The following is a 14,677-nucleotide window of genomic DNA, read 5'->3' as shown; positions in this document are numbered from 1 at the left end:
CACTCGCTCCGCGCCACCAGCGGCACTCGCTCCGCGCCACCAGCGGCACTCGCTCCGCGTCACCCGCGGTGGATCTTCCGCCCCGATCCGCCTTTTCCACAGGTTTTTCGCCGCGGCGATCCTACCGACCCCTATGTCAGCGCTACGCGACGCGCTCCGGGACCTCCCGGACGCGGTGTTTGCGGACCTACTCGAGTCCGACGACGGGTACGTCCTCGTCGTCGACCTCCCGGGCGCGACCGCAGCGACGACCGAGGTGCTCGTCGAGGACGGTCGTATCGACATCGAGGGTCGCCGCGAGAAGGCCGTCCCCGACGGGTTCGAGTACGTCCGGGAGGACCGCCCGCTGTTCCTCGACGCGGAACTCCCCCTCCCGAACGACGCCGACGGCGCGGGCGCCGACGCCGAGATCGACCGCGGCGTCCTCGAAATCTCCCTCCCCAAGCGAGAGCGCGACGTCTCCCGGACCATCCCCGTCGACGACGCGGACGACGAGGGCGACGCCTGACGGGTGGTCACGCTGGTCAACCTTCACGCCTACTGGCGGTTCGTCGTCGTTCTGCGGCAGTTCTCGCCGCTCATCGTCGCCTACTGGCGTGACCGTCGCCGGTACTTCCTGTTCGGCGGGAGCCGAGAGGTCGACGCCGAGACCCAGCGCGAGCGCGCCGCGGTGCTGCTCGACATCCTGCTCACGCTCGGGCCGACGTTCATCAAACTCGGACAGATCCTCTCGACGCGTCCCGACATCCTTCCCCCGGCGTACATCGAGGTCTTGGAGGGACTCCAAGACGACGTTCCCCCCGCGCCGTGGGAGGAGTCGCGGGTCGTCCTCGAAGACGAGTTCGGGCCGATCGACGAGACGTTCGACGACTTCGACCGCGACCCGATAAGCGGCGCGAGCCTCGGACAGGTGTACACCGCCACCTACGAGGGCGACGAGGTCGCGGTGAAGGTGCGTCGGCCCGGCATCGAGTCGCTCGTCGAGGCCGACCTCCGCACGATCCGCTGGTCGATCCCGCTGGTCAAGCGGTTCACCGGCGCCGGCCGGTCGTTCTCCCTGGAGAACCTCGCCGACGAGTTCGCCAAGACGATCCGCGAGGAGATGGACTACGCCCGCGAGCGGACGATGCTCGAGGAGATCCGCGGCAACTTCGCGGACAACGATCGGATCCGGATCCCGGAGACGTACGAGTCGGTGTCGGGGCCGCGGGTGCTCACCATGGAGTACGTCCCGGGCACGAAGATCAGCGACATCGACGCGCTCGACGAGGCTGGTCACGACCGGACGGCGATCGCGGAGATCCTCCAGGAAGTGTACCTCCAGATGATCATCGACGACGGCGTGTTCCACGCCGACCCGCACCCGGGGAACCTCGCGGTCGCGGACGACGGGTCCGTGATCTTCTACGACTTCGGCATGGCGGGGCGGGTGGACCCGTTCGTCCAGGAGAAGATCGTCGAGTTCTACGTCGCGGTCGCGCGGCAGGATATCGACGCCATCCTCGACACGCTCATCTCGATGGGGACCCTCTCGCCGGAGGCCGACCGCGAGGTGATGGGGAACGTGATGGAGCTCGCCATCGCCGACGTCCGGGGCGAGGACGTCGAGCAGTATCAGGTGAACCAGATCATCGAGCAGGTGGAGTCGTCCATCTACGAGTTCCCGCTCCGGCTCCCGCCGAACCTCGCCTTGGTCCTCCGGGTCGCCACCGTCGTCGAGGGGGTCTGTGTCACCTTAGACCCCGAGTTCGACTTCATCTCGACGGCGACCGACTACCTCCGCGAGGAGGGGTACTACGAGCAGACCGCCCGTGACCTCGCCGAAGACGCCGGCCGACAGGTACAACAGACCACCGAGGCGCTGTTCACGGTCCCGCCGAAGGCCGACGAGTTCCTCGACCGCGCCAACCGCGACGACCTGACGGTCAACGTCGTCTTAGAGGATGACACGAAGGTCTTAGAGAAGCTGGCGATGCGGATCGCCTACTCGGTGCTACTCGCCGTCGGCGTCCTCTCGGCGACGATCCTCTACTCGTTCGCGAACAACTGGCGGCTCGCGCTCGTCGTCCTCGCGCTGGCCTCGCCGCTCGCGATCGCCTTGTACCGATCGTTCCGGAAGAAGCGGGGACTCCGCACCACGCCGCAGTTCACCCGCCAGGGGATGAAACAGCGGCGCGACGACTGACTCGGCGACGGGGCGCCACTCAACGGCACAGCGACCGGACCGGCGGCGCGGCGACCGACTCAGCGGCCTTTTATCGACTCTCCTGTCGCCCGACAGATCCACACATCTTCCGCTTCCTCGACCGCGTACTCCCGCGCCGTTAGCCACTCGCGGAGGGCGGCGGGGTCCGGGCTCATCGTCCCCTCGTCCGCCGCGCCTCCCTCCGCTGACCCCGACTCGTGGACCTCCACGACGAGCAGCGGACGGTACGTCGCGAGCGTCTCCGCCGCGCCCCGGAGGACCGCCCCCTCGCGCCCCTCGACGTCGACCTTCACGGCGTCCGGCGGCGGGACTGTCCCGCCCCCGTCGGCTCTCTCGTCGCCGACGCCCTCGACGAGTTCGTCGAGCCGTCGGACCGGGACCGACTCCGTCCCGGCGACGCTCGCGCCCCACCTCGTCGCCAGATCGCGGTCGAACGCCGAGCACTTCGAGAACGTCGATCGATAGAAGGTAAGCGTCGCGTTCGCGTCGCCCGCGCCCGCCCGCCTGAGGTCGAGCCGATCGCCGAGCCCGTTCCGCTCGGCGTTCCGCGCCAGCCGGTCCGCGCTCTCGCCGTTCGGCTCGAACGCCACTACGCGACGGTCGGTCCCGCGGGTCAGCGGGATCGCGTGCTCGCCGACGTGCGCGCCCACGTCGAGGATCACCGCGTCCTCCGGGAGACGGTCGAGCGCGGCCAGTCCGGGGTCGTCGCCGTGGGGGTTCGTCGGCTCGTAGCTCCAGTACGTGCCGGCGACGGTCCGCTTCGGCGTCGCGACGCCGAGCGCGTACGTCAGGTCGGCGAGCCGGTACAGGGTTCGAAAGCCGAGCCGCTCGACGCGCGACCGAACCAGCGACGGCAGCCGTGCTATCGAGGGCATCGCGGTGTCACGCGCCGATGACCTGAATCGGGACGAGGAGGAAACAGAGCGCGCCGACGGCGAACGTGACGGCCCCGACCGCGATCCGCGGCAGCCCCAGCCCGTCCTCGTCGGCCGGATTCGCGGGTCCGTTGAACGCGATGACCGTCGCGAACACGCCCCAGAACGCCCACAGCCCCACCGACTCGTTCAGGCCGAGCCCCCGCCAGAAGTAGAGGTAGGCGGCGATGGCGAACAGCGCGCCGGGGACGAGCGCCGCCACCGTCTCCTGTCGCGGCCCGAGCATCGCCCGGACCATGTGGCCGCCGTCGAGTTGGCCGACCGGGAGGAGGTTCAGGACGGTGAAGAACATCCCGACCCACCCGCCGATCACCACGGGGTGGGCGGTGAGCCGCGGGTCGCCGTAGCTCGTCGGCTGGCCGAGGGCGCCGGCGATGAAGTCCAAGAGTGGCGGGTTGTTGAACCGGATCACCGCGCCCGACGAGTTCGCGAGCTCCGCCGGCACCTGGATCGGGTCGAGCGAGAGACCGATCGCGGTCACGACGACGGTCGCGAACAGCCCCGCGATCGGTCCCGCCGCGCCGATATCGAAGAGGACCTTCCGCGACGGCATCCGGCCGCGGATGCGGATCACCGCGCCGAGCGTGCCGAACGGGAAGATGAAGGGGATAACGTACGGCAACGAGACGGGGACGCCGTGGTAGCGACCGGCGGCGTAGTGGCCGAGTTCGTGGGTCATCAACACCCCGAGAACGGCGGCCGTGAACGGCCACGCCCGGAGCAGCGTCAGGGGGTTCGACTGGATCTCCGCGAGCGGCACGTAGTACCAGCCGTACGCGCCGACGAACAGTGTCGACAGCAGCGTGGCCGCGAACATGGCGACGTTCACCCACGGGATCCCGTCCCGGCCGCGGTCGAACGGCGTCGCGACGACGACGTGGCCGCCGTCGACGACCTCCACGTCGACCTCGTACCCCGCCTCTCGAAAGTGGGGGGTCAGCTTGCGCAACAGCGTCCGCTCCGGGACGTACGACTCGCCGCGGTATCGCACGCGACCGTCCTCGCGGCGGACCTCGTCGATCCGAAAGAACGTCCGGAGCGGCTCCGGACGCGGCGCGCCGTCGCCGGCCGTCGCCGCGTCCTCGTGTTCTGGCATCGTGGGGTCGTAGCTGGTCGGCGAGTATAAACCCCGCGTCGGCGGGCACGGGTACCGCAAACACGGCGCGGCGCGTGGGCTGGCGGAACTCGACGCGGACGCGCTCGCGGTCAGAAAAGCGCGGGACGGGGACCGGTTCGTGAACCGAGTGCGCCTCGGAGCGGTACTGCGTTCGTCGGTCGGCGGAGCGCGTCCCTCAGGCGGGTTCGACGCGCCAGGTCGTCGCGCCCGTGTACGACCACTTCTCGACGGTGAGCTCCGTCGCCGAGTCGCGGAGCTTCACCATCAGGGCGCCGATCTCCTTCGGCGAGAGGTCGACGTCGTCGGAGATGAACTTCCCCTTGAAGTACATCTCGCCGTCTTGTGCGCGGTCGAGCAGGTACTGCTTCAGCCGCTCTTCCTTGCTGCGGTCGTCGTTCGCGCTCGCGTTCGTGGAGGGGTTCGCAGTCGCGCTCATAGTACACCTCACCCTTGCTCCCGGAGGGTGTTATAAAGGCGTCACCGTTGGGCGACGTTCAGGGGGTTTCAGGGCGTTTCACCGAACTCGCCGGGGTAAAACGTGTCTGACGGACTCTTTACAACGCTTCTAGAACACGCTAGAAATTTTATAACCCGTTTTGAACACGTTTTCTCCGTCGCTGACTCGGTACGCGAGTAACTCGCCGCCGTCCGGTCCGACGGCCGGAAAGAAACAAAAAGCGCCGCGTATTCTCGGTCTCGGCGCGCTCGCGCGTCCTCCCCGCGACCGCCGAGACGACCTCTTGGGACCGATCGCGGCCGCGACGAAACCGGAAGCGGCGACGCCACGCGCCGGTCAGTCCCGGCGGTGGACCCAGAACGTCTCCGACTCCGTCGCCTCTTTCTTGAAGATCGGCACCTCGTCTTTCAGCCGGTCGATCCCGTCTTCGACCGTCCGGAACGCCTCCCCGCGGTGCCCGGCCAGCACGACCACGAAGACGATGTCCTCACCCGCCTCGATCACGCCGGTGCGGTGGTGCATCCGCACGTCGAAGACCCCATCGCGGGCCGCTAGCTCCTCCGCGATGGCGGCCATCCGATCCTCGGCGACCCCGTCGTACTTCTCGAACGCGAGGTGCGTCGTCCGGTCGTCGTCCGGGCTGTCGCGGGCGCGCACGCGGCCGGTGAACGTCGCTATCGCCCCCGCCCGGTCCGCGTCCGGCGACGCCTCGGCGCGGCGCACCAGCGTCTCACGGGTGATCCACGGCTCCGCGCTGTCGAGGTCGGCGACGACGTCGCCGAGGTCGACCCCGTCGGGGGCGGTCGCGCTCGCGACGACCGTCCCCGGGACGCGCTCCGGGTCCGGGTCGGACCCGAGGAGGACCGCGGGCACGCGCAACCGCGGCTCGCCGACCGCCAGCAGGTAGTCGTGGTCGGGGGCGAGCCCGTCGAGCAGGTCGTCGAACCCCTCGACGCTCCCCCGACCGCGCCAGTTCCCGTCTGCGTCGAACGCGACGGCGGTGTCCGCGCCCGAGCGCTGCGCCGGACCGACGACCCCCCCGTCCGCGGCCGGGTCGCTCCGTGTCGAGTCGCTCTCGGGGGCGCCGTTCGGGTCGTCGTCGCGCTCCACGACGGCGACTCGCCCGTCGAGTCGGTCCGCGAGCCGCCGGGCCAGCGTCGCCGCCCCGTCGCCGACGATCGATATCGGTTGCATACCCGAGAGCGGGCCGCGACCGATTTAGGCGTTTCCCGCCCGACGCGCCGGGCCGGATCGGGCTCGGGGCCGCTTCCACCGCGTCCGGGCTTGACAATCCTTAAGACTGCGACAGGGGTACTCCTCGGCAATGAGAATCGTCGTTTCTGTCGGCGGGAGCGTGCTCGCGCCCGACCTCGACCCCGAGCGCGTGGCCGCGTACGCCGAGGCGATCGAACGGCTGGTCACCGACGGCTGTGAGGTCGGGGTCGTCGTCGGCGGCGGCGGCGTCGCCCGCGAGTACATCGAGACGGCCCGCGAGATCGGGGGCAACGAGGTCGAGCTCGACCGGCTCGGGATCGGGACGACCCGGCTCAACGCCCGGCTGCTGATCGCCGCCCTCGGCGAGCGCGCGAGCCTCGCGCCCGCGGTCGACACCGAGGAGGCGGCGGCGGCCCTCCGCCGCGACGAGGTGTCGGTGATGGGCGGCGTCACGCCGGGGCAGACGACCGACGCGGTCGCCGCCGCGTTCGCCGAGTCCGTCGACGCCGACCTGCTCGTGTACGCGACGAGCGCCGACGGGGTGTACGACGCCGACCCCAACGCCGACCCCGACGCGGCGCAGTTCGCGGAGCTGTCGCCGGCCGAGCTCGTCGAGGTCGTCCTCCCGATGAGCCGCGACGCCGGCGCGTCCGCCCCCGTCGACCTCCTCGCGGCGAAGCTGATCGACCGGGCCGAACTCCGGTCGATCGTGCTCGACGGGACCGACCCGAGCGCCGTCGTCGACGCCGTGCTGCGCGGCGATCACACCGGAACGGACGTGGTCCCCCCGGGCGCCGGCGAACCGAGCCGCTGGACGGAGGCACGATGAGCGCGGACGACGCCTCCGACGACGCGTCCGCCGCCCCCGACGACTCCCCGCACATCCTCTCCGGGGGGTCCGCCCTCGACGACGGCGAGGACGCCGCCGAGGAGTCGACCGAGACCTTCCACGCCTTCTGGGCCGACGTCGTCGCCGACGAGGTCGAGGCCCGCGACCCCGACGAGCCGATCGTGATCAAGGGCGGTGTCTCGCCGTCCGGCGTCGCGCACCTCGGGAACTTCAACGAGATCATGCGCGGCTACTTCGTCGCCGAGGTGCTCCGCGACCGCGGCCACGAGGTCCGGCAGGTGTTCACCTCCGACGACAAGGACCCGCTGCGGAAGGTCCCGCGCAAGCTGGCGAACGCGGACGGCGAGATCGTCGGGCTCGGCGAGGTCGACGCGGGCGCGCTCGGCCGCAACCTCGGGAAGCCGTACACCGAGATCCCGGACCCGTTCGGCGAGGCCGAGTCGTACGCGGCCCACTTCGCGGGCCTGCTCAAGGCCGACGCCGACCGCCTGAACGTCCCGGTCGAGATGCTCTCGAACACCGATCTGTACGCCGACGGCGACTTCGACGAGGCGATTCGGACGGTACTCGCCGACGTCGAGCGCGTCCGCGAGGTGCTCTCCCCGTATCAGGACAAAGTTGACGACGAGTACGTCCCGTTCAACCCGGTCTGTGCGGAGTGCGGCAAGGTCACGGAGACGGTGACGGCGATCGACGCAGAGGCCGAGACCGTCGACTACGTCTGTACCGACATGGACGCCGGCGGCAACACGATCGAGGGGTGCGGCCACGAGGGCACCGCGACGTTCCGCGAGGGAAAGCTCCCGTGGCGGTTGGAGTGGCCCGCGCAGTGGGGCGTCCTCGGCGTCGACTTCGAGCCGTTCGGTAAGGACCACGCGGAGGGGTCGTGGCCCTCCGGCGTCGACGTCGCGCGGAACGTCTTCGGCGAGGAGCCGCCCGTGCCGATGGTGTACGAGTGGTTCACGCTCAACGGCGACGCGTTCTCCTCCTCCGAGGGCAACGTCGTCACGGTCCAAGAGCTCCTGGAGCTGATCGAGCCCGAGGTGTTGCGCTACTTCTTCGCGCTCCACCCGAAGAAGGCCCGCGACCTCGACATTGAGCGGCTCGACCAACTGGTCGACCGCTTCGACCGGTTCGAGCGCGCCTACTTCGGCGAGGTCGACGACCCGGATCTGGTCGCCTTCGCCGAGCGCGCCTACCCGTTCGTCGTCGGCCGGCCCGACGACCCGCCGGCGGAGAAGCCGATCCGGCTCCCGTACACGTTCGCGGCGGTGCTCGGCATGGTCGACGACCCCGACTTCCGCGAGCGCCTCGCCCGCGACGAGGGCCATATCCCGGACGACGCCGACGCCGACATCGTCGACGCTGCGCTCGCCCGCGTCGAGCAGGCGCGGAACTGGGCCGAGCGGACGGGGAACGAGTACGACTACCGGCTCCAGACCGACCTCCCCGCGGTCGAGTTCGACGGAGACGTCGCGGCCGCGCTCGACGACCTCGCCGACTTCGTCGCGGCCGGCCACGACGGGGAGGAGATCCAAGGGGCGATGTACGAGACTGCGCGCGACCACGACATCGAGGTGAGCGAGTTCTTCGCGGCGGGCTACCGCCTCTTCTTCGACGACACGCAAGGGCCGCGGCTCGGGGAGTTCCTCGGCGAGCTGGAGCGCGACTACGTCGTCGACCGGCTCCGACGGGAGGCGTAGATGACCGAGGACCGCTCGCTCGACGACTTCGCCGCGGACGACGACGGCGACGAGTCCGCGGAGAGCGCTCCGGACGACGCGGAAGGTGACGGCGTCGACCCCGACGAGGCGACCGACGCCGCTCCCGCGACCGACGCCGCTCCCGCGACCGCCACCTCGACGTGGCACGCCGACGGCGCCGAGTGCGACCGGTGCGGCGAGCGTGTCGACCGCCGCTGGCGCGACGACGACGCCTTCGTCTGTCCTGACTGCGCCTCGTGGTGACCGCGCCGCCGCCGGTCGCCTCCCTGACCGGCGGTCAAAACTTAAGCCGTCGGCCGTCAAGGTGTTCCGTGAACGGAAAATTCGTTTGGAGTTAAACTAGATATAAATGAAATATATTCCGGACCTACTCCACGGGCGGTCGGCGACCGCCCTCACGGCGGCGTACCTGTGTATCGCGGCGGCGTCCGCGGTCGCGGTCGACCTCGCCGTCGCGTCGACGATTGGGGTCGCGGGCGGGTGGACGCCGACGCGTCTCGTCGGGGACTGGCTGCTCGTCGCCGGGTCCGGCGGGCTCCTCTACGGAGCGGTCACGCACCACCGCCAACGGGCGGAGACCGCGCGCCGAAACCTCGAAACCTCTAACCAGCAGATACAGGTTCTGAGTCGTGTGTTTCGGCACAACGTCCGCAACGATCTCAACGTGATCCGGGGGTACACCGACCTGCTGGCCGACCGGATCGACGACGAGCGGAGTCGAGAGTGCTTGGAGACGGTCCGGGAGACGACCGACGACATCGTCGAGATAAGCGAGAAGCTCCGCGTCATCGAGGACGCGTCGCCCGAGCGACCGGACGGCCGCGTCGACCTCGTCGCCGCGGTCCACGAGGCGCTCGACGTCGTCGACGCCGACGGCGCCGCGCTCACCGTCGAGACCCCCTCTGAGGCGTGGATCCGCGCGGACGACACCGTCGAGTTCCCGATCCGCGAGGTGTTCGAGAACGCGGTCACCCACAACGACGGCGCGACGCGCCGCGTGACGGCGACGATCCGCGAAAACGGGACGACCACCTGTCTGGAGGTCATCGACAACGGCCCGGGGATTCCCCCCGACGAGCGTGAGGTCTTACAGGCGGAAGAGGAGACGCCGCTCTCGCACGCGAGCAGCATCGGGCTGTGGCTCGTCAAGTGGATGTGCGAGACGCAGGGGGGAACCGTCCGGTTCGACGCGACCGACGACGGTACGACAGTCCGGCTCCGATTCGAGTCCGCGTCGCCGCCCGCTACTCCAACTCGGTGATCGTCACGGCGTACACCGCGCCGCAGTTCCCGCATTCGACGTGGACTCCCCGGCTCGTCTCGCCGCGGGTGAACTCGGAGATCTCCTCCGAACACGAGCACTCGAACTGGACTTTCATTACCTCTCCTTCATCCTGCTGATATTTAAAAGAAACCGACGCGGAATCAGCGGTGAAAACCGGTGATCGCGGTGCCGTCTCTCACCCGCCGTCGCGCACGGCGTCAGTCGTCGTCGACGATCACTTCGACCGGTCCGTCGCCGTCGTCGGCGGCGTCCTCGTCGGAACCGCCGGACAGGTCGGCGCCGCCGGACTGCTGCTGCTGGTAGTAGAGCCCGCCGGCGACCGCGAGGACGATCCACGACCGCCAGTTGGCGAGGTTCAGCGTGTAGCCGATGCCGAACGGCTTCTCGACGAGCATCCCCTTGCCGGGCTGCCAGTACGACGAGAGCAGCCGACCGAGGCTCGGTCGCTCGAAGTTGTACGGGATCCCGAGAACCTCTCCCGAAGACGGTTTGTCTGCCATATGAGTCTATCTGTCGGCCGACACCATAAATCGTGGCGACCCGGCGCGCCGATCGGAACGGCGCTGCGGCCGTCGCCGGTCAGGGCTCTGACCCCGGCCGAGCCGGCGGTTCGTCACCGGTAGCGGCCGCGGTCCGCCACGTCTCGGAGTCGGTCGAGGACCGCTTCGTCGCCGACGGCCTCGTACCCGCTCTCGAACGCCGCTAGCAACGGGCCGGGTTCCGTCGCGGTCGCTCGGACCGATCCCTCGAACACGTGGAGGTCCATCGCGTGGTCCTCGACGTGGCCCGTGTGGTAGCCGAGCCCGAAGTCGATGAGGTACGTCTCGGGCGGCGGGCTCGACCGCCCGTCGCGTTCCGTGCGCTCGCCGCGCTTCGACACCCGAACGTTCCGCGTCGTCGGGTCGCCGTGGACCATCTCGGCGCCGTGGAGCCGCGCGAGGTGGCGACCGACGGCCTCCGCCGTCCCCTCGTCGAGGGCGGCCGCGAGGTCGCGCTCCCCGACGTGCTGGAGCGTCAACGTCGCCTCCGCGAGGTCGACGTCGTACACGAGCGGCGTCGACACGCCGGCGCGCCGCGCCTCGCTCGTCAGCCGGGCCTCCGCGACGGTCCGGTCGCGCCTGATCGTCCGGTCGAGTTCGGGGTGTCGGTACGACTTCGGCACCCGTCGCTTGACCACGCGCCGGTCGCCGTCCGTCCCCTCGACCGTCACGGTCGCCTCCGCGCCGCGGCGGTCCGCCTCCGCGTCGCGCGCCGCGCTTCGCGACTCGGCCCCCCCGCGTCCGCGCGCGACCGACTCCCCGTCTCGCCACGTCACCGGCACCTGATCCGGCCGGAAGCTCGGGTCGACCGCGGACTCCGCGATCGGGACGGTGTCCCCGGCGGCGGCCATCTTCGCGCCCAACACGGCGATCATCCCGGCGTTGTCCCTGAGGAATCGCGGTTCCGGCGCGTGGAAGTCGGCGCCGCGGGCCTCGCACATCGTCGCCAACATCTCCCGCAGCCGGTCGTTCTGTGCGACGCCGCCGCCCAACACGAGCTCGTCCGCGCCGGTCAGCGACAGCGCGCGCTCCGAGACCTCCGTCAGCATCGCGAACACGTGCTCCTGGAGCGAAAAGCAGATCTCCTCGACGGGGACGCCGCTGTCCGCGGCGTCGTTGGCGGCCGAGCTGATCCCCGAAAACGAGAAGTCCATCCCCTTGACCACGTAGGGGAGATCGAGGAGGTCGGTCTCGGCGGCCGACCCCTCCTCGCCTCCGGCCCCTTCCCCTTCGCTGCCGACCTCGCCCGCGCCCGTCGCGAACTCGGCGGCCGCCGACTCCACCTTCGGTCCGCCGGGGTGGCTCCACCCGACGTGGCGCGTGAACTTGTCTATCGCGTTGCCCACCCCGGCGTCCATCGTCTCGCCGAGGACCCGGTACCGCCCGTCGTGGTAACCGAGCAGGTGCGCGTTCGCGCCGGAGGCGTTCAGACAGACCGGGTTGTCGAAGCCGGAGCGGTGGCGACCGATCTCGAGGTGCGCCACCATGTGGTTGACGCCGATGAGCGGGACGCCGAGCGTCCCGGCGAGCGACCGCGCCGCGGTCCCGACGATCCGGAGGCAGGGACCGAGCCCGGGGCCGCGAGAGAAGGCGACCGCGTCGACCGCGTCCGGACCGTGTCGCTCCTCGGCGGCGGTCAGGACGCTATCGACCACCTCCGGGATCGCCTCCGACATGTGTTCGGCGGCCTCGCGCGGGTGAATGCCGCCGCTATCCGGCTCATATGGGTCTGATTCGATGAGAACTGAGTCGGCCTCGGCGTCGTACAGCGCGGCGCTCGCGCACCACGCGGTACCCTCGATGCCGAGAACGCGCATCCGGCGGAGTTACGCTTCCTCGGCGTCCGCCTCGTCGCCGCCGATCTTGTTGCGCTCGAGCATATGGTCCTGCTCGACATCCAGCGCGTCGGCCGCGGAGTCGTACACCTTCGCGTAGCCGACCGTCTTGCGCATGCCGAACTTCGTGTCGAGCTCGTGGACGACGACCTCCTCGGAGTCCTTGTCGAGCTTCGCCGCCAGCGAGTCGCGGACCGACAGTCGGGAGGGCGTGGCCTCCTCGTGGGTCGTCTCGAAACGGATGTCCGTGCGGTGCAGCATCGGGTTCTCCTCCTCGGAGATGATATCGACGTCCATGGTTCAGTTAGGCGTATATCCCCTCGAAAGCTGTAAAAGGATTTCGAAGCGGGGGTGTCGCCGCCGAACTCCGGACCGACCGCCGACGAGACACACTGTTCGGCGTCAGGGTTTCCCCCCTCCGGTGCGTGCGTACCGTTACCACGCGGATGTCAGACGACACCCGATTCGACCCTACCGACCGGTCGCAGTACGAACTCACTCGGGCGGCGAACGTCGTCGTCCCGCTGTCACCCGTCCGAAAGGCCCGGATCTGCGGGACGCTGGCTCTCTTCGGGGCACTGACGGGCCCGCTCGTCGCGACCCTCCCCCCGGCCGTCCGCGAGGCGAACTTCTCTGGGCCGCCGCTCGCCGCCCACCTCGGCGTCGTGGCAGTCGTGTTGGCGGGGACGGTCGCCGCCGGCGGAGCCGGCCTCGGGCTCGTCGCGCTCCAGCGCCGGCTCGCGCGCGGTCCCGAACCGAGCGACGACCAGGTCTGGACGTTCCTCGCCCTCGAGGACGCGCTGACCGGGATCGGCTTCGTCACCGGCGGACTCGGCGTCGGCGTCGGCTTGGTCCTGCTGGCGAGCGGGCACTGGGGCGTCGAGGCCCTCGAAGCGCTCCGCCGCAACGGCGTCGAGCCGTACCTCTCCATGGGAGCGATTCCGACGACGCCCCTGCTAGCGACGGCGGCCGGACTGATCGCCGGTCTCGGGGTCCTCACGGCGACCGTCGTCGCGGTCGACGGCGAGTGATGCCGGTCGAGGCCGCGTCGCTCGGGCGGCCGTCACGCCGGATCCGTCGGATCTCTCCCGTCCGGGCCACCATCGTCGCTCTCACTCAGCTCGACGCCGAGGGCGTCGTAGCCGGCCGCAGTGTCGCCGGCGAGCCCCTCGAACAGTTCCCGAGCCCGTCGCCGGGCTTCGGGCGTGACCGCGACGCGGACCATCCCCTCGCCGGGCTGTCCGTAGACGACGGTGGACCCGAGCGGGGCCGCGAGCATCGCCGGCAGCGCCGCCAGGTCCTCCTCGCCGGTCACTTCGATCGTCACCGGCTCGTCCGCCGCGAGCGCCTCGGCGAGCGCGTCGAGCAGCGCCGCTGACAGCGCCGCGGCCGGGTTTTCGACCGCGATCCGCCGCTCCTCCGTCGCCGCGAGCGCGGTCTCGATCTCCTCGCGGACCGCCTCGCGCTCCGTCTTCCCGTCGACCAACGCCACGTCCGGGACGCGGCCGGCCTCTCGGAGGTGGTAGGTGACCACGTCGCCGACCGCGATCAGCTGCGGCGGTCCCCCCGCGGACGAGCCGCGTCGCTCGCGGGCCTCGTCGACGGCCTCCAAGAGCGCGCCGGCGTCCGTCGTCACCGGTCCCAGCGGCTCCTTGAAAGCGTCGCGGAGCGATTCGGGGAGGGTGAGAAGTGGGTCGCTCATCGGCTTCGTCCGGCGGCGCGGCGTTGGGTCACCGCACCTTGAGCGCGTACGCGCCCGCCTCGGAGACGTTCATCTCCTCGGCGATATCGCTGTCCTCGGGCTTGGTGATGATGACGTAGCCCGCCCAGTCCTCCGTCAGCGACGACGACCCGCAGAGCGCGCAGGTCTGAGCGTCCGGGTCGTTGACGTGGTGACACTCCCGGCACGCCAGGCGGTCCTCGGCCATCAGTCGGCCTCCTCACCGGTCTGTTCGCGGTGCTTCCGCTGCCCTTCGAGCCAGTCGTGCTTCCCGAGGCCGGGCTGTTTCGCCGTGAGCCCGATCTTCGAGTCCCGGGGGTTGCGCTCGTCGATGCTCTTGGTGACGACGCGGACGCGCACCGCGTCGTCGACCCCGAGCGTCTTGTCGGAGTCCGACGAGGCGAGCTGCTGGTTCGCGCCGTCGAACGTGAGGTACTCGTCGGTGATCTGCGAGACGTGGAGCAGCCCGTCCACCGGTCCGATCCCGACGAAGGCGCCGAACTCGACCGTCTCGACGACGGTTCCGTCGGCGACCTCCTGCATGTCGGGGTCGTAGGTGAGCGCGTCGAACTCCGCCTCGTAGTAGACGCCGGGCCGGTTGTGTAACACCGCCCCCTCGCCGATGTCGTGAACCTCGATGACGCTCACGACGCTGCCGACGTCCTCGTCCATCCGTCCTTCCAGCTTGTCCTGAAGCAGGGCTTTCACCCGCTCGTCGGTGACGTCCGCCAAGTGCTTCGGCGGGACCTCGACCGTGTCCTTGAGTCGAACTCGTTTGTACATGTTGTTGGTTG

General features: G+C 70.1%; 18 protein-coding genes. 7 read left to right on the top strand and 11 right to left on the bottom strand.

Annotated elements, in window-relative coordinates:
* Positions 1 to 133: 133 nt before the first annotated feature.
* Complete coding sequence (locus tag EXE52_RS05540; RefSeq protein WP_049930239.1) at positions 134 to 508, top strand: Hsp20/alpha crystallin family protein; 375 nt, start codon at positions 134 to 136, stop codon at positions 506 to 508.
* A 3-nt stretch (positions 509 to 511) separates the two neighbouring features.
* Positions 512 to 2,185 (top strand): AarF/ABC1/UbiB kinase family protein, encoded by a 1,674-nt coding sequence (locus tag EXE52_RS05535; protein WP_089308348.1) that lies wholly within the window; start codon positions 512 to 514, stop codon positions 2,183 to 2,185.
* Positions 2,186 to 2,244: 59 nt separating this feature from the next.
* Here EXE52_RS05535 and EXE52_RS05530 read toward each other — a convergent pair whose 3' ends face one another.
* The 4 genes from EXE52_RS05530 to EXE52_RS05515 form a co-directional block, all read right to left on the bottom strand.
* The gene (locus EXE52_RS05530) at positions 2,245 to 3,081 is read right to left on the bottom strand and encodes an FkbM family methyltransferase (protein WP_086219245.1); all 837 of its coding nucleotides are present in this window, start codon (positions 3,079 to 3,081) and stop codon (positions 2,245 to 2,247) included.
* 7 nt (positions 3,082 to 3,088) lie between these two features.
* Positions 3,089 to 4,237: a site-2 protease family protein gene (locus EXE52_RS05525; RefSeq protein ID WP_049930244.1), complete on the bottom strand. Its 1,149-nt coding sequence runs from the start codon at positions 4,235 to 4,237 to the stop codon at positions 3,089 to 3,091.
* A gap of 196 nt (positions 4,238 to 4,433) precedes the next feature.
* Positions 4,434 to 4,694, bottom strand: coding sequence for a hypothetical protein (locus tag EXE52_RS05520; RefSeq protein ID WP_049930246.1), 261 nt, complete (start codon positions 4,692 to 4,694; stop codon positions 4,434 to 4,436).
* Positions 4,695 to 5,051: 357 nt separating this feature from the next.
* Positions 5,052 to 5,909 (bottom strand): molybdopterin synthase, encoded by an 858-nt coding sequence (locus EXE52_RS05515; RefSeq protein ID WP_089308347.1) that lies wholly within the window; start codon positions 5,907 to 5,909, stop codon positions 5,052 to 5,054.
* A 130-nt stretch (positions 5,910 to 6,039) separates the two neighbouring features.
* Between EXE52_RS05515 and pyrH the strand changes: the two genes are divergently transcribed.
* From pyrH to EXE52_RS05495, 4 genes are all read left to right on the top strand, one after another.
* Positions 6,040 to 6,759 carry a UMP kinase gene (gene pyrH, locus EXE52_RS05510; RefSeq protein WP_089308346.1) on the top strand — a complete coding sequence of 240 codons (720 nt, stop codon included), beginning with the start codon at positions 6,040 to 6,042 and terminating at the stop codon, positions 6,757 to 6,759.
* Positions 6,756 to 8,483, top strand: a complete 1,728-nt coding sequence (gene lysS, locus EXE52_RS05505; protein ID WP_089308345.1) for a lysine--tRNA ligase — start codon at positions 6,756 to 6,758, stop codon at positions 8,481 to 8,483. Before pyrH ends, lysS begins: the two co-directional genes overlap by 4 nt.
* Complete coding sequence (locus EXE52_RS05500) at positions 8,484 to 8,747, top strand: hypothetical protein (protein WP_049930252.1); 264 nt, start codon at positions 8,484 to 8,486, stop codon at positions 8,745 to 8,747.
* A 106-nt stretch (positions 8,748 to 8,853) separates the two neighbouring features.
* Positions 8,854 to 9,765, top strand: a complete 912-nt coding sequence (locus EXE52_RS05495; RefSeq protein WP_086219241.1) for a sensor histidine kinase KdpD — start codon at positions 8,854 to 8,856, stop codon at positions 9,763 to 9,765.
* On the opposite strand, the gene EXE52_RS18985 is transcribed toward EXE52_RS05495, so the two are convergent.
* The 4 genes from EXE52_RS18985 to EXE52_RS05480 form a co-directional block, all read right to left on the bottom strand.
* Positions 9,749 to 9,883, bottom strand: coding sequence for a hypothetical protein (locus EXE52_RS18985; RefSeq protein ID WP_004597316.1), 135 nt, complete (start codon positions 9,881 to 9,883; stop codon positions 9,749 to 9,751). The genes EXE52_RS05495 and EXE52_RS18985 overlap by 17 nt on opposite strands.
* A gap of 103 nt (positions 9,884 to 9,986) precedes the next feature.
* On the bottom strand, positions 9,987 to 10,289 hold the full coding sequence (locus tag EXE52_RS05490; protein WP_049930257.1) for a DUF5808 domain-containing protein: 303 nt from the start codon (positions 10,287 to 10,289) through the stop codon (positions 9,987 to 9,989).
* Between the two features lie 113 nt (positions 10,290 to 10,402).
* Positions 10,403 to 12,145 carry a bifunctional N(6)-L-threonylcarbamoyladenine synthase/serine/threonine protein kinase gene (locus EXE52_RS05485; RefSeq protein WP_089308344.1) on the bottom strand — a complete coding sequence of 581 codons (1,743 nt, stop codon included), beginning with the start codon at positions 12,143 to 12,145 and terminating at the stop codon, positions 10,403 to 10,405.
* Between the two features lie 9 nt (positions 12,146 to 12,154).
* Entirely contained in the window at positions 12,155 to 12,460 is a 306-nt protein-coding gene (locus tag EXE52_RS05480) for a 30S ribosomal protein S24e (RefSeq protein WP_049930261.1), read from the bottom strand.
* 149 nt (positions 12,461 to 12,609) lie between these two features.
* Between EXE52_RS05480 and EXE52_RS05475 the strand changes: the two genes are divergently transcribed.
* Complete coding sequence (locus EXE52_RS05475) at positions 12,610 to 13,194, top strand: hypothetical protein (RefSeq protein WP_049930263.1); 585 nt, start codon at positions 12,610 to 12,612, stop codon at positions 13,192 to 13,194.
* 32 nt (positions 13,195 to 13,226) lie between these two features.
* Here EXE52_RS05475 and EXE52_RS05470 read toward each other — a convergent pair whose 3' ends face one another.
* From EXE52_RS05470 to EXE52_RS05460, 3 genes are read right to left on the bottom strand one after another with little or no spacing between them, the layout of a single operon-like run.
* On the bottom strand, positions 13,227 to 13,865 hold the full coding sequence (locus EXE52_RS05470; protein WP_049930264.1) for a GTP-dependent dephospho-CoA kinase family protein: 639 nt from the start codon (positions 13,863 to 13,865) through the stop codon (positions 13,227 to 13,229).
* A 28-nt stretch (positions 13,866 to 13,893) separates the two neighbouring features.
* Positions 13,894 to 14,091: a transcription elongation factor subunit Spt4 gene (gene spt4 / locus EXE52_RS05465; protein ID WP_006114409.1), complete on the bottom strand. Its 198-nt coding sequence runs from the start codon at positions 14,089 to 14,091 to the stop codon at positions 13,894 to 13,896.
* Entirely contained in the window at positions 14,091 to 14,666 is a 576-nt protein-coding gene (locus EXE52_RS05460) for a DNA-directed RNA polymerase (RefSeq protein ID WP_006114408.1), read from the bottom strand. Before EXE52_RS05460 ends, spt4 begins: the two co-directional genes overlap by 1 nt.
* Positions 14,667 to 14,677 lie beyond the last annotated feature (11 nt).

It is taken from the genome of Halorubrum sp. CGM4_25_10-8A (genome assembly GCF_005435025.1).
GTDB classification, from domain to species: Archaea; Halobacteriota; Halobacteria; order Halobacteriales; family Haloferacaceae; genus Halorubrum; species Halorubrum ezzemoulense.
The sequence above is the reverse complement of the archived record's forward strand: the minus strand, read 5'-3'. Positions and strand labels throughout refer to the sequence as shown.

What these genes read in the sequence shown, in the direction of transcription:
- EXE52_RS05540 (WP_049930239.1), top strand. Translation starts at nt 134, where the DNA reads ATGTCAGCGCTACGCGACGCGCTCCGGGACCTCCCGGACGCGGTGTTT.
- EXE52_RS05530 (WP_086219245.1), bottom strand. Translation starts at nt 3,081, where the DNA reads ATGCCCTCGATAGCACGGCTGCCGTCGCTGGTTCGGTCGCGCGTCGAG.
- EXE52_RS05525 (WP_049930244.1), bottom strand. Translation starts at nt 4,237, where the DNA reads ATGCCAGAACACGAGGACGCGGCGACGGCCGGCGACGGCGCGCCGCGT.
- EXE52_RS05520 (WP_049930246.1), bottom strand. Translation starts at nt 4,694, where the DNA reads ATGAGCGCGACTGCGAACCCCTCCACGAACGCGAGCGCGAACGACGAC.
- EXE52_RS05515 (WP_089308347.1), bottom strand. Translation starts at nt 5,909, where the DNA reads ATGCAACCGATATCGATCGTCGGCGACGGGGCGGCGACGCTGGCCCGG.
- pyrH (WP_089308346.1), top strand. Translation starts at nt 6,040, where the DNA reads ATGAGAATCGTCGTTTCTGTCGGCGGGAGCGTGCTCGCGCCCGACCTC.
- lysS (WP_089308345.1), top strand. Translation starts at nt 6,756, where the DNA reads ATGAGCGCGGACGACGCCTCCGACGACGCGTCCGCCGCCCCCGACGAC.
- EXE52_RS05500 (WP_049930252.1), top strand. Translation starts at nt 8,484, where the DNA reads ATGACCGAGGACCGCTCGCTCGACGACTTCGCCGCGGACGACGACGGC.
- EXE52_RS05495 (WP_086219241.1), top strand. Translation starts at nt 8,854, where the DNA reads ATGAAATATATTCCGGACCTACTCCACGGGCGGTCGGCGACCGCCCTC.
- EXE52_RS18985 (WP_004597316.1), bottom strand. Translation starts at nt 9,883, where the DNA reads ATGAAAGTCCAGTTCGAGTGCTCGTGTTCGGAGGAGATCTCCGAGTTC.
- EXE52_RS05490 (WP_049930257.1), bottom strand. Translation starts at nt 10,289, where the DNA reads ATGGCAGACAAACCGTCTTCGGGAGAGGTTCTCGGGATCCCGTACAAC.
- EXE52_RS05485 (WP_089308344.1), bottom strand. Translation starts at nt 12,145, where the DNA reads ATGCGCGTTCTCGGCATCGAGGGTACCGCGTGGTGCGCGAGCGCCGCG.
- EXE52_RS05480 (WP_049930261.1), bottom strand. Translation starts at nt 12,460, where the DNA reads ATGGACGTCGATATCATCTCCGAGGAGGAGAACCCGATGCTGCACCGC.
- EXE52_RS05475 (WP_049930263.1), top strand. Translation starts at nt 12,610, where the DNA reads ATGTCAGACGACACCCGATTCGACCCTACCGACCGGTCGCAGTACGAA.
- EXE52_RS05470 (WP_049930264.1), bottom strand. Translation starts at nt 13,865, where the DNA reads ATGAGCGACCCACTTCTCACCCTCCCCGAATCGCTCCGCGACGCTTTC.
- spt4 (WP_006114409.1), bottom strand. Translation starts at nt 14,091, where the DNA reads ATGGCCGAGGACCGCCTGGCGTGCCGGGAGTGTCACCACGTCAACGAC.
- EXE52_RS05460 (WP_006114408.1), bottom strand. Translation starts at nt 14,666, where the DNA reads ATGTACAAACGAGTTCGACTCAAGGACACGGTCGAGGTCCCGCCGAAG.